Annotated in this window: 12 protein-coding genes; 7 read left to right on the forward strand and 5 right to left on the reverse strand. The window is 41.0% G+C overall.

All coding sequences use genetic code 11. From position 1 onward, the window contains the following. Positions 1-98: 98 nt before the first annotated feature. Positions 99-1,112: a glycosyltransferase family 2 protein gene (locus tag RMZ95_RS30250; protein ID WP_322686142.1), complete on the reverse strand. Its 1,014-nt coding sequence runs from the start codon at positions 1,110-1,112 to the stop codon at positions 99-101. 14 nt (positions 1,113-1,126) lie between these two features. Continuing rightward, a complete protein-coding gene (locus RMZ95_RS30255; protein WP_322686141.1) occupies positions 1,127-1,855 on the reverse strand; it encodes a C40 family peptidase in 729 nt (242 codons plus the stop codon). A 9-nt stretch (positions 1,856-1,864) separates the two neighbouring features. On the opposite strand from RMZ95_RS30255, the gene RMZ95_RS30260 reads away from it, so the two are divergent. Beyond that, positions 1,865-2,797 carry a serine hydrolase gene (locus RMZ95_RS30260; protein WP_322686140.1) on the forward strand — a complete coding sequence of 311 codons (933 nt, stop codon included), beginning with the start codon at positions 1,865-1,867 and terminating at the stop codon, positions 2,795-2,797. Between the two features lie 369 nt (positions 2,798-3,166). Here the strand turns inward: RMZ95_RS30260 and RMZ95_RS30265 are convergent, their stop codons facing one another. Beyond that, entirely contained in the window at positions 3,167-4,807 is a 1,641-nt protein-coding gene (locus RMZ95_RS30265; RefSeq protein WP_322686139.1) for a metallophosphoesterase family protein, read from the reverse strand. A gap of 135 nt (positions 4,808-4,942) precedes the next feature. On the opposite strand from RMZ95_RS30265, the gene RMZ95_RS30270 reads away from it, so the two are divergent. The 4 genes from RMZ95_RS30270 to RMZ95_RS30285 are packed head-to-tail and all read left to right on the forward strand — an operon-like array spanning position 4,943 to position 7,957. After that, complete coding sequence (locus RMZ95_RS30270) at positions 4,943-5,116, forward strand: hypothetical protein (RefSeq protein ID WP_322686138.1); 174 nt, start codon at positions 4,943-4,945, stop codon at positions 5,114-5,116. Next, positions 5,086-5,838, forward strand: coding sequence for a sterol desaturase family protein (locus RMZ95_RS30275; RefSeq protein ID WP_322686137.1), 753 nt, complete (start codon positions 5,086-5,088; stop codon positions 5,836-5,838). Before RMZ95_RS30270 ends, RMZ95_RS30275 begins: the two co-directional genes overlap by 31 nt. Next, on the forward strand, positions 5,835-6,443 hold the full coding sequence (locus RMZ95_RS30280) for an acyl transferase (RefSeq protein WP_322686136.1): 609 nt from the start codon (positions 5,835-5,837) through the stop codon (positions 6,441-6,443). The genes RMZ95_RS30275 and RMZ95_RS30280 overlap by 4 nt, the downstream gene beginning before the upstream one ends. Further along, the gene (locus RMZ95_RS30285; protein ID WP_322686135.1) at positions 6,443-7,957 is read left to right on the forward strand and encodes a GH3 auxin-responsive promoter family protein; all 1,515 of its coding nucleotides are present in this window, start codon (positions 6,443-6,445) and stop codon (positions 7,955-7,957) included. The genes RMZ95_RS30280 and RMZ95_RS30285 overlap by 1 nt, the downstream gene beginning before the upstream one ends. Positions 7,958-8,159: 202 nt before the next feature. Here RMZ95_RS30285 and RMZ95_RS30290 read toward each other — a convergent pair whose 3' ends face one another. Together RMZ95_RS30290 and RMZ95_RS30295 are read right to left on the reverse strand one after the other, a co-directional pair. Then, the gene (locus tag RMZ95_RS30290) at positions 8,160-8,507 is read right to left on the reverse strand and encodes a hypothetical protein (protein WP_322686134.1); all 348 of its coding nucleotides are present in this window, start codon (positions 8,505-8,507) and stop codon (positions 8,160-8,162) included. Between the two features lie 79 nt (positions 8,508-8,586). After that, complete coding sequence (locus RMZ95_RS30295) at positions 8,587-10,071, reverse strand: CIA30 family protein (protein ID WP_322686133.1); 1,485 nt, start codon at positions 10,069-10,071, stop codon at positions 8,587-8,589. 239 nt (positions 10,072-10,310) lie between these two features. On the opposite strand from RMZ95_RS30295, the gene RMZ95_RS30300 reads away from it, so the two are divergent. Beyond that, entirely contained in the window at positions 10,311-11,111 is an 801-nt protein-coding gene (locus RMZ95_RS30300; protein ID WP_322686132.1) for an RMD1 family protein, read from the forward strand. Between the two features lie 207 nt (positions 11,112-11,318). Beyond that, the gene (locus tag RMZ95_RS30305; protein ID WP_322686131.1) at positions 11,319-11,840 is read left to right on the forward strand and encodes a type IV pilin-like G/H family protein; all 522 of its coding nucleotides are present in this window, start codon (positions 11,319-11,321) and stop codon (positions 11,838-11,840) included. Positions 11,841-11,910: the final 70 nt, after the last annotated feature.

The following is an 11,910-nucleotide window of genomic DNA, read 5'->3' on the forward strand; positions in this document are numbered from 1 at the left end:
CCAATGCCCAATGCCCAATGCCCAATGCCCAATGCCCAATGCCCAATGCCCAATGACCAATGACCAATGACCAATGACTAATGATTACTATTGTTACCTTACTTAACATTTTTTGCTACCACCTCTCGCACGCGATAGATAGGCCGTCCTTGGGATTCGTGGTATGTACGCATGAGCAATTCTGCTAAAAGTCCGAAGCAAAACAACTGTACTCCCGTTAGTAACAAAAGAACTGCTAAAATCAACAAAGGGCGATTGCCAATCATCTGGCCTAAAGCTAATTTTACGAAAGTCAAGTAAATTCCGATCGCAGTTCCCGAAAACATTGAAATCAAGCCCAACAGCCCAAAAACGTGCATCGGACGGGTGAGGAATTTTTTCATAAACAGAATGGTTAACAAATCCATCAATACCCGGAATGTCCGCCAAATTCCATATTTACTACGACCAAAGCGGCGGGCGTGATGACGTACAGGTATTTCGGTAATTCTAGCTCCTTCGATGTACGCCAAAGCGGGTAAAAATCGGTGTAATTCTCCGTAGAGGTTCATATCTGCCAAAAGTTCTGCACGATAGGCTTTCAGCGAACAACCATAGTCATGAATATTCACGCTAGTGGTGCGGCGAATTAGCCAATTGGCAATTTTGGAAGGAAGTAATCGATTTACAGCCCCATCTTGGCGTTTTTGCCTCCAACCACTCACCAAATCGTAACCTTCGTCCAGCTTTGCTAATAACATCGGGATATCAGCCGGATCGTTTTGGAGATCGGCATCTAAAGTAACGATCGCTTTACCGACTGCATAATAAAATCCAGCAGCCATCGCCGCCGTTTGTCCGTAGTTGCGACGCAAAATCACCGCCTTTAAATCAGTACGAACTTGCGCCTGTTCTTTGAGAAAATCCCCAGAACCATCTGTAGAACCATCATCTACACAAATGATTTCATAATTTACCTGACTAAAAGATAAAGTAGAGGCGATCGCTTCTAGTAAAAGCGGCAAACTCTCCACCTCGTCATGTATTGGTACTACCACCGAAACATCTGGGACAATTGCTGAAATCGCCCCATTTTCCCCCATTACCCCTTGCTCGATCAACCCACTCCTCATAAGCCTCAGCGCCCTCAGCGTCTCTGTGGTTCGTAACTCTTAAAAACTCTACCAGCACCTCGCAGCTGCTGATAGTACGACTGACTAACCGCATCTCCCTGTTCCGAGAGAATATCAATTCCGATCCCATTCCGTCCCTGTTCTTTCCCAGAACTATGGATATAATAACCATCCGCCAAATAAAGCCCGACATGGGTGGCTTTTTGACTAGTTCCAAAAAATACCAGATCCCCGGCTGCTAATTCTGCAATCGTAACTGGTTGAGTGAATCCTTCTTGTTGATAGGCATCTCTAGGTAGCCAAATACCCACCGAAGCAAACGCCGCTTGCATCAACCCAGAACAGTCATAATTTGGCCCAACCGTACCACCCCAAAGGTAATAATTTGATTGTTGCATCGCTTTTTGGGTAAAGGCGATAATCTCTGCTAGGAGTTTTTTAATCTCCGATTCAGAAAATGTTGCAGCCTGATAAGGTACAGTAGCAGATTGTAATGAATCAAAATCTGAAAGAGATAGCCATCCTGGATAGTCATCTTCACATAAATACACCTCAACCGCCAAATTTTGATGATTTGATGTTACCCACAAATGTCTCCCAGATGCAGCTTGAGTTGCTAAACGCGTACATTCAGGAGAATCATATAAATTCAAGTCAGCTAAACACTGATACTCCCCTGATTGTGGATTTTGGACTTCGGCTTCGCTCAGTCGAATCATTTTGGATTTTAGATTAAAGGACATTATCAGAGAATGATTTTTTTTAATAAAGACGAACAACTAGAGAATCTTGGTAATGGCATTTTAGATGCAACTTGGGCAGCATTTCCAACCTTAGCGCGTAACCAAATTGCCTTGACTTGGGTTGTTTACGATCCACCAGTGCGAGTCAATACTGGTGGGGCGCTGACTCCTAACGCTTTTTGGGATCACCCAGTTCGTGGTTTCACTTATCGCGGTGTTGAGCGGATTTATCCTGCCAGTGTAGTCAAGCTATTTTATCTGGTAGCGGTAAACGAATGGCTAGAAAAAGGCATGAGTCAAATCTCCAAGGAGTTGGAGCGAGCTTTGCAGGATATGATTGTCGATTCTAGTAACGATGCTACCAGCTTGGTTGTGGATATTTTGAGTGGCACCACATCAGGGCCAGAATTACCAATTGGCCCCTTTGAAACCTGGAAATATCAGCGTAATATTGTCAACCGCTATTACCAATCTTTGGGTTGGGAAGAAATGGAGACGATTAACGTCTGTCAAAAAACTTGGGGTGATGGCCCTTATGGACGGGAACGGGCGTTTGTGGGGGAGTTACTAGAAAATCGTAATATGTTAACAACAAATGCGATCGCTAGGTTACTGCATAGTATTGTAGGTGGAGTGGCGGTTTCAAGTGCGCGATCGCAATCAATGATGGCTTTACTGAAACGTCCTCTCAAAGATTTGTCCTCTGACGGCGAGGAAAATCAGGTGACAGGTTTCTTAGGCGGTGGACTGCCTGAAAATGCTCAAATTTGGTCAAAGGCAGGTTGGACAAGTCAAGTTCGCCATGATGCAGCGTATATTGAATTACCAGAACAGCGCCCTTATCTTTTAGTGGTATTTACTGAAGGGAAAGCCCAAGCTAAGAGTCGGGATATTTTGCCTTTTGTTTCTGGGCGAGTTGCCGATGCGATCGCTAGTCTATGATTTTAGGATTTACGCAGAAGAGATACCCCATTTTTTACTTGTCGTTAGCCATATTTTTGTAACAGTCAAAGTATTGCGCTCACCCCATACCCCGCCCAGAACTGAAGTTCTGGGCTGATAGCTAAAGTCCACTCAAGTGGACTGAAATTCTCTATTTTAGATATGATAGCCATCTATATGGCTGGCTAAAAATTTGGCTTTGCCTAATTGCGGTATGAATCCAGATGTAGAGACGTTGCAATTGCTAGTCTCTACAAGAATTTTAATATCATGCAAAATCATTTTCATACATGAAATCATTTAGTCCTCTTGAGAGGACTTTAGCTATTAGCCTGGGAATTTATTCCCAGGCGGTAAGGGTAAGGATGACTATTTCAACTTAAATTCATCAAACTTCAAAACTTCCGAATCAGGCTTGCGAGTATCAAAGCGATAACTACTTATCGTACCTGCCCCCGTATCAAAGATACTAAAAACCGTAATATCATTACTCGCAATATAAGGCATCGGCTTCCCATCTTCACCCAGCAAGGGGGCAATTGTTGGCACTATCGGTTCTAACCCATTGGGATCGCCAAGCTTAACATAATCCTCTTGATATCCAATTGGCACTTCTCGCTTTCTGTCACCCCAAGCAGCACCGTAAGTATTACCAACATTAGATGTTTCTAGAAAGTGCATTCCACTGGGACTAACAAAGCGGTTCCACAAATGGGAATGCCCATAAAATACCAATTGCACATTAGCTGCTTCAAGTATTGGGACAACATCGCGAATAATATAATCTGCGTCTTTGGGGTACTCGTAACGCACTGCTTTGATTTTGCCGCCATCCCGTTCAATTATTTGTACTGGCTCTGTATAAGCAGGAACTATATTATCACCCAAAGTATGGGGTGGATGATGGAACATCACAACTTTGTATTTTGCTTGTTGAAACTCAGGGCTGTTAAGTTCCAACTCTAACCAATTATATTGCTTGCTGCCTTTAGCAATTGGCTCATAAATCACCTGTCCATAACCCCAATCTTCAGGATTATTTAAATCCTTTTCAGCTTCTCGATATCTACCCTTAAACTTTCCATCTAATTTGGGAGTCCGCCACATATTCGTAGCGTACAGTACTACCAAACGCGTATCACCAAAACTAACTGCATAATACCTTTTTCCACCCTCTTTACTTTTTGGTAAAGAGAAAATCTCTTCGTAGGTATTAGTATTAAAAGAATTATCGATTAAAGATTTATCTGGGTAGATTCTTTGAGCAACGGCACGGGGAATTGTATCATCAAATTCATCATTTAAACTTCCCGTTCTGGCAAACCGTCCCATCACCTCATGATTGCCAATGCAAGTAAACATGGGTGCGTGTTGAATTATTTGTCCACCAGTGTAGGTTGTTTTAACACCATCGTGCGTCATTTCATATTTAGCATGACCTTGTAAACCGGGAAACAAGGCACCACCACCATTATCATCAAACCATTCTGAGGCGCGATCGCTAACATTGACCAAATCGCCGGCAAACCACACGCCATCAACTCGCCCCACTGTTTCTACCACCTTTTGCAGATTTGCTGCTGTCATCGGCTTTAATTGATGATCTGAGGTCAGTAGAATTTTTAGTGGTGTATCTGATTTGGGAGTAGCTGCAAGGCTGAAAACATCACTGTCAACACTTTTGCCATCTTCTTGCACACTCGTGACACGATAGTTAACCCGCACACCAGGAGTTAACCCAGTTACCTCAGCCTCATGTCGCCAAATGTCTCGCTGGACGGGTTTTTGATAAACTTGTCCGTCTTGGGTTTGGTTTGCAACTCTTGATTGTTGGTCTTCACGTGTGCGACTGAGTTTGGTAGTACTTGCCCTAGCAGTTTGTTTGAGATTTTCCCCATAGGTTACTGTGTGATTAACACCAGCAAACTCAGTAAACCAAACTACTCGCACTGAGGTTTCAGTCGGCAATTGCAAAAATGGGTCGGTGAGCAGTTGGGGTGCTGATGTCATAATTGTTTGCCCAAATGAACGCACACCTACCAGAGTAAAGCATATAACAAGCATAAGTATCGCTACTGAGGAAATTGTTAGGCTGCGTAAGCGTCTGAGCATGAGTAACACACCAAATTTTAGGGCGATCGCCGAATGAACGCATTTTATTATAAGAAATGTGTGGAAAATCCCGAACAATTACTCCAGCAGCTACCGGATTTATTAAACCGTCAGCAGCAAGTAAACCAGACAGGGCAATTAGTTGCTAAATTCAATATCAGTGTGAGTAATCAAAAGTGGAAATACAAACTTTTTCCCAACTACTAATTTTTGGCTCTTTTATCGGATTAGTTGGTTGGACTATTACCAATCAAATTGGCAGAACTCAACTTGAAGTTAAATGTCATGAAGATTGGTTGCTAGATGGTACAGGGCTAATGATTCAAGGAATTTTGATTCCTTTACTACAAGCTACTTTAGTTTATTGGCTTTATCAAAATTTATTACCAACTCAGCAAGGAGATTTAAAATTATCATTAATTCCGAGTTTTATTATCAGTTTTGTTATAGTAGATTATTTATATTATTGGAATCATCGTTTATTACATACGAAATTTTTCTGGAAGGTTCATCAAGTTCATCATACTGTTACTCAGATGGATGTATTAGGAACTTCTCGCAACACAGTTTGGACAAGTTTGTTAATTATCTATTTATGGATACACACTTTATTTTTGTATCTTTTAGCCGATCCTACAGGTTATATAGTTGGAGTAAGTCTAACTTCTGCCTTAGATTTATGGCGACATAGCCGCTTGATAATTCCTGAAAATAGCTGGTTTTATCAATTTTTATCTTCTTGGTTAATCTTGCCACAGGATCATGCTTGGCATCATTGCCGTGAAATCCACAATTATAACTATGGGGCTAATCTGAAAATTTGGGATAAGTTACATGGGACATATTATGAAAGCCAAAAAAGGCCATCTATAATCGGAATTCCTAGTTCATTAAACTTGTTCCAAAAACTTTTATTCCCATTTTCATGACTGTTCTAAGTAAAATCCTTTTGTTTTTTCCCGGCTTTATATTATTGCTAACTGGAGCAGCAATAGTTTATCTCGCATATTCACCCAACATCTTCAGCATTCTGGGGGTGTTCCTTTCTATTTATGGGCTACCAGTGCTAGTTTACCGCTTGCATGAATGGGTTTATCCTGTGCGGGAAGGTATTAGTTACCTACAAGATAAAGAATATAATTCCTGGTGGGGTAGTCATCAAATCCAAGTAATTTTTATTGCAATTCCAGCGTTGGAAGCAGTGTTGCGGTTGATTCCAGGGGTGTTTTCCTGTTGGTTGCGATTGTGGGGTGCTAAAGTGGGGCGAGATGTATATTGGACACCAGGTTTAGAAATTGCCGATCGCAGTTTATTAGAAATTGGCGATCGCGTCGTTATCGGGCATCGTATCGGTATCTATTCTCATGTCATTAAACCCCGCAAGCAAAACTTAATGTTGTATGTCAAAAAAGTCAAGATTGGCAGCAATGTTTTTGTGGGAGCCGGATCTAATCTTGCTGCTGGTGTAGTCATTGCTGAGGGTTCTTATGTACCAGCAGTCAGTAACCTTTATCCTAATCAAAAGGTGCAATAATGCGTCCGATTATTCAGCTTTTTGGGCAAACTCTCGTACCAACGGCGAGGCGATTTCATCAAGCTTTGGATAATCCAGAGTTAACGCAGACATTTGTACAAAAGGAAATTTGCGATCGCCTAATCAAAAGTGAGTATGGTAAAACTTTGGGGATTCATTCTGTAAACGATTGGCAGCGTGTACCAATTGTAGATTATGATACACTCGAACCTTACTTAAATCAAAAACAGCAGCAAATTTCCCTGACACCAGAAGCCATTTTGTTCTACGAAAAAACCTCTGGTAGTAGTGGAGCAGTAAAATGGATTCCTTATACTCAATCCTTGCGGCGATCGTTTAATCAAATGTTCTGTGTATGGGCACACGATCTGATTGTACATGGGCCGAAATTTTCCACAGGCAAGATTTATGCTTGTATCTCGCCGCAATTAAATGTAGCTGATAGCCAAACTTTACAAGATGATTTAGATTACTTAGATGGCTGGTTGCGTTGGTTTTTGCGTCCTTGGTTGGTGATGCCAAATAAACTTAATCGGCTACATGATGCGAACTTATTTAAACATCAACTGGCTTTGGCATTATTAGAGGCTGAAAAACTAGAAATTATCTCTATTTGGAGTCCTAGTTTTCTACAAGTTCATTTAAAATATATTCAAGAAAATCAAGATTTATTGCGAGGAGAATTACACAACCGGATTTCACATCATCGGTTGCAACACCTGTGCGAAAGTAATATTCCCTGGATGCAACTCTGGCCAAATTTGAAGCTGATTTCCTGCTGGGATAGCGCCAATGCAGCAGATCAAGCGCAAGGATTAAGATTAAAATTTCCAGGTGTATTGATTCAAGGTAAAGGACTACTCGCAACGGAAGCCCCAATAACGATTCCCTTGATTGTCGCTGGGGGATGTGTGCCGGTTCTGGATGAAGTATTTTTCGAGTTTGAGGATGAGACTGGTTGCTTACATGGTTTACACGAACTCAGCACTGGTAACGAATACACGGTTATTTTATCCCAAAAAGGAGGATTGTATCGTTATCGAATTGGCGATCGCATTCGGGTAACTCATTACTATCGCCACACTCCCTGTTTAGAGTTTCTCGGACGACATCAAGCCGTTAGCGATTTGGTGGGCGAAAAGTTGCAAGAAACTTTTGTAAATAATGCTCTAACTCTCTTGAACTTGCAAGAAACTAATTTTAAAAGTTTGATGCCAATTACCGATCCTCCGCACTATATTCTATTATTAGATTCGGCAACACAAACCCCAGAAATTATCGCTCAAAAACTGGATCTGGCTCTATCAGAATCATATCATTACAAGAGAGCGAGAGCCATCGGTCAACTTGCACCACCACAAGTTTTAATCTCTAGTCAAATTCCTGAAATATTAGTTTCCCATCGTATCCGCACTGGAAGTATTTGGGGAGGTATTAAGCATCCAATTCTGGCAACATCACCCATTAGCACTGAACTTTTACAAGAATTGCAGGTGAAAATTGTCCAAAAATAGATCAATCCAGTTCGGTTAAAATTTTTTGATGAAAATTATAAATCGCCGTCAACACAAAAAACTGATTATTGTAGAGACGGCGATTCATCGCGTCTCTCACCTTCGGCGATTCACCGCGTCTCTCACCTTAATGTGTTCATTTTTAATTTTTAATTTTTAATTCCGCCTTGCGGCACTAGCCTTTTAAAATTTGATTAAATATTTAACGTGATTCTAATTTAGCAACTCGCTGCTCTAATTTATTAACTTGTTGCTTCAATTCAATCACCAAAGTTGCCAGCCGATCGAACATCGGATCTTGCTGTGATAAGTTCCTTCTAGAACCATTTGATTGTCGTGGGGTAAGTGTTGTTCTTGAAGATGGAGACTGGCGAGTTCTACCTAGCTGAGACTCTAGCTGATTTAACCGCGACTCAACACGATTCAAATCCGCTTCCAGATTGTAGATGCGAGACTCTACTTGCTGCGATGAGGCAGTTTTAGAAAAAAAACTGCCCCAGATAATTGTTGCTAAAATCCCGGCGATTACTAGCACCTTGATTTTTTTCATACCAATAGCTGACTTGCGATCGCAGCCTATCTAAACAAACTTTGTTGAGATAATTTACAGACTAAAAGTCTGTGGATATTCATCTCTTATCTGGTTGTAAGTTAGAAAATAAACTCTGCCAATCGATATTGACAGTATTTTCTCCCTGTTTCACCTCAAATGTGACGTTAGACGCTTTTCCTATTTTTAGCGCTTGCACACAAAGTTCTGCCACATCCTCACGACTGATTTTGCCTCTAATATTATCACCTTGTTCAAATATTAATTCCTTACCTTCTGGGTCTTCAGTTAAGGCACAAGGTCTAATAATTGTATAAGGAATTCCACTTTCTCTTAAACTATCTTCTCCCTTCAACTTCCAAGTTAAAATTCCTCCCAATTGGTCATTTAATTTCACAGCTGGCGGTTCTTCATCTAAATTAATGCCAGGACGACCGGGACGAGTGACACCTGCTGAACTGACGAGGATAAATTGTGGTAAACTTGCCCCTCCATAAGCTTTAATTGATTCCAACTGGAAAGTAAAACTACCTGGGGAAAATTTCGGATTTAAAGCGCCATCATGTTCAAATTTGCTCAACATCAGTTGGAATGAACAAATTCTACTTTGCTCAATTGGCGGCGCATCTTTGACAACTTTTGCCCGAAATACAGGAATCAAATCTGCAAAGGGAACCTGAATATCTATCCAAGTATTAGCTACGGTATCGAAAGAATAGCTGTAGCCAACACCATCCCATGTTGTATCTGTCCGCAGAAAGATTTTATAGCGTTGACCGTCACCTTTGACACGCAATTTTACACCTTCATAACTAGATAAGTTGAAGGGTGGATCAAAATTCTTAGTTCTGACAGAAGCAAATCCGCCAGAGTTAGCAGTGGAGACATTACCCGCAAATAAAGCTGTATTTTCTACTAATTGGATATTACTAGCGCTCACGCCACCCATGACAACATCATCCAATGCTCCCCAGCTATCCTTTAATTCTGCTGATGGCTTGGTGAAATCAAATATTAGTTTTTCGTTTGCTTGGGGTAAGTATTTTGCCGCCGCTTGGACTAAGTTTTTGACTCCTTGATATTCTACATTTTCGGGAGTGTCGCCAACAATTTCTGGCTGGTAAAATTTAACACCTTGATAATATTTAGCTCTATCTGCTGTGTCTCCCTCAACTGGTTGTACGCGTACTGCTGTGCAACAAATTACAGCTTGGATATCAGAAAGAACTAAAGGAGTTAAAGTTTCTGGTTGCGTAATATCTGCAACTACTAAATCGATATCATTACCAAGAATTGATCGCGCTTTGTCGATATCTCGAACTAGAGCGCGAACTTTATAACCTTGTTGGAGCGATCGCTGCACTACTCGTTTACCGACACCGCCCGTTGCACCTGCTACTAATATTACACCCACATTTCTTCCTCCATTGGGTCTATATTGATTATCCTTAGGACGACCTTGGATTAATTGCTGTACCCAGTTAAGGAAAGGAATTACCTCAAAGTAAGTCAGGGTTTCGATAAACCTGCCTAAGTCCCATTGAGAACGATTTTTGTCAGTCATATTTGCGTCCTCATAACTTTATTTACTCTAACAATTTTGGGGGGAGTGACGAGTAATGTAATTCCATTACTTGAAAAGCGCTGCAATTTATTCAGAGCGCAAGAGTATCAAAAACAGGGTATGGGATGTAGGGGAAAGACGAAATGGTAAGCTGAGATTGTAGTTATTTCTGACAACAGGCATAAATTACTATCGCTACCAGAGCAGTAAAGCAGGCAGAATATAGCTTCCGGGCAACAATGCAAAAACTCCTTTTTAATGACAAAGATAGATTTAAAGCCCAGGCCCTATTCCTTGGTAAAAGTATTAACTTACAGACGCTGGATAATTACGTTTGCTTGGCGAGTATGCCAATACTGGTTAGAGCCGGTGAGGAAGGCTACGCAGTACTCCTGGGCTATGGTGCGGTTGTGCTGTTTAACCTTGAGCCTAAAGAAAAGGTAGCCTTTTTAACTAAACTATCCTCTCAAATTAGCGGCCCTTTTGCCGATCCGGAAACAGAAGAGGTGGAAGTTCATCTCAGTATTAGTGAGAGTGAACGAGCTAAAGAAGGAAAAATTTTACTGCATGAATTGAGTATAGAACGCTTGCAAATAGTGGCTGATATCCTCGCCAAGAGTGTTGTGTTGTCTCACTATGAAACCAGCCTAGCGACTGTATTCGATCAAATTGAACCATTTGCAGCTAGTCTCCAGCGTGAAAACAGGAGTAGACAACAAAGCCGGGAATTACTACGTCAACTTGGGACTACCCTATTAGTTCAACATAAGATTGTGGGTCAAGTAGAAATTATCGATAAGCCAGAGTTACTCTGGGAATCTCCACAGCTAGAAAACTTATATCTGCGCTTGGAAGATGAATACGAAATCCGTGAGCGTCATCATGCCCTGGAACGTAAACTAGAGCTAATTGCCCAAACCGCCCAAACGGTGCTGGAGTTTATGCAGCATAGCAGTAGTCAGCGAGTAGAGTGGTATGTGGTGATTTTGATTGTGGTGGAGGTTTTACTGTCACTGTACGATATCCTTTTCAAAGGCTAAAGCTAAATTTAGGGTTGTGAAATAAATGGCAAGGGAGCGATCGCAACTACTCAAAATTCAGTGCGAGAAATCGCTCCTTAGAACGACACTATTAATAAGTTGCAAGCTTGGCTACGAACTGAAACTAGGCAGAAAACAGCAGCGATCGCCTTGCTTGATAATGCTAAGTTGAAGTATCAATTCCTTCTCAAGTCGTATATGTCAGATATGACTAAACAAAATGACCGTACCCAAATTAACTTTAAAAGAATCTTGTTACTTGTTGGACTTGGAGGATTACCGCTTGGGATTTTAACTATTTTTATTCAAGTTCCACCAAGCTGTGGCTGTAATAATAGCAGTAAGATTACAATTGGAAGTTTTATTAGGGCACAACAAGCATATTTTTCTGAAAAATCAGTTTTTGCTCAATCGTATAGCTTGTTAGAGCTTGGAGATGGAGATAGACCAGCAGCTACAACCCACTATCAATATTCTGTAGAAATGGGTAAGAATAAGTCATTTATATATGCAACGCCTACAAAAGAGCTACCGACTGATTTATTGAAATTAGGTCTGACAAAAAAGGGTTTTAACAGCCTTGTAGGCGCAGTTGCTTACGATACACAAAACAAAACTACTGTTTCAATAATGTGCCGTTCCGAGAAACAGACTTTAGATGAACCTCCCAAACCTGTTTTCAAGCAAGATAAGTTTAGCTGCCCTATCGGGTTTCAAACTATCAACTAAGATGGGTTGATAGAAATCGCTAATTCTATTTTTTTATTTGTTATAAACTAATGAGTGATATCATGTCCGC

Source organism: Nostoc sp. DedQUE07 (genome assembly GCF_034530975.2).
Classification (GTDB): domain Bacteria; phylum Cyanobacteriota; class Cyanobacteriia; order Cyanobacteriales; family Nostocaceae; genus Nostoc.

Excerpts from the sequence above, each read along its gene's own strand:
- RMZ95_RS30250 (WP_322686142.1), bottom strand. The coding sequence starts at position 1,112 with ATGAGGAGTGGGTTGATCGAGCAAGGGGTAATGGGGGAAAATGGGGCG.
- RMZ95_RS30255 (WP_322686141.1), bottom strand. The coding sequence starts at position 1,855 with ATGTCCTTTAATCTAAAATCCAAAATGATTCGACTGAGCGAAGCCGAA.
- RMZ95_RS30260 (WP_322686140.1), top strand. The coding sequence starts at position 1,865 with ATGATTTTTTTTAATAAAGACGAACAACTAGAGAATCTTGGTAATGGC.
- RMZ95_RS30265 (WP_322686139.1), bottom strand. The coding sequence starts at position 4,807 with ATGACATCAGCACCCCAACTGCTCACCGACCCATTTTTGCAATTGCCG.
- RMZ95_RS30270 (WP_322686138.1), top strand. The coding sequence starts at position 4,943 with ATGAACGCATTTTATTATAAGAAATGTGTGGAAAATCCCGAACAATTA.
- RMZ95_RS30280 (WP_322686136.1), top strand. The coding sequence starts at position 5,835 with ATGACTGTTCTAAGTAAAATCCTTTTGTTTTTTCCCGGCTTTATATTA.
- RMZ95_RS30285 (WP_322686135.1), top strand. The coding sequence starts at position 6,443 with ATGCGTCCGATTATTCAGCTTTTTGGGCAAACTCTCGTACCAACGGCG.
- RMZ95_RS30290 (WP_322686134.1), bottom strand. The coding sequence starts at position 8,507 with ATGAAAAAAATCAAGGTGCTAGTAATCGCCGGGATTTTAGCAACAATT.
- RMZ95_RS30295 (WP_322686133.1), bottom strand. The coding sequence starts at position 10,071 with ATGACTGACAAAAATCGTTCTCAATGGGACTTAGGCAGGTTTATCGAA.
- RMZ95_RS30300 (WP_322686132.1), top strand. The coding sequence starts at position 10,311 with ATGCAAAAACTCCTTTTTAATGACAAAGATAGATTTAAAGCCCAGGCC.
- RMZ95_RS30305 (WP_322686131.1), top strand. The coding sequence starts at position 11,319 with ATGACTAAACAAAATGACCGTACCCAAATTAACTTTAAAAGAATCTTG.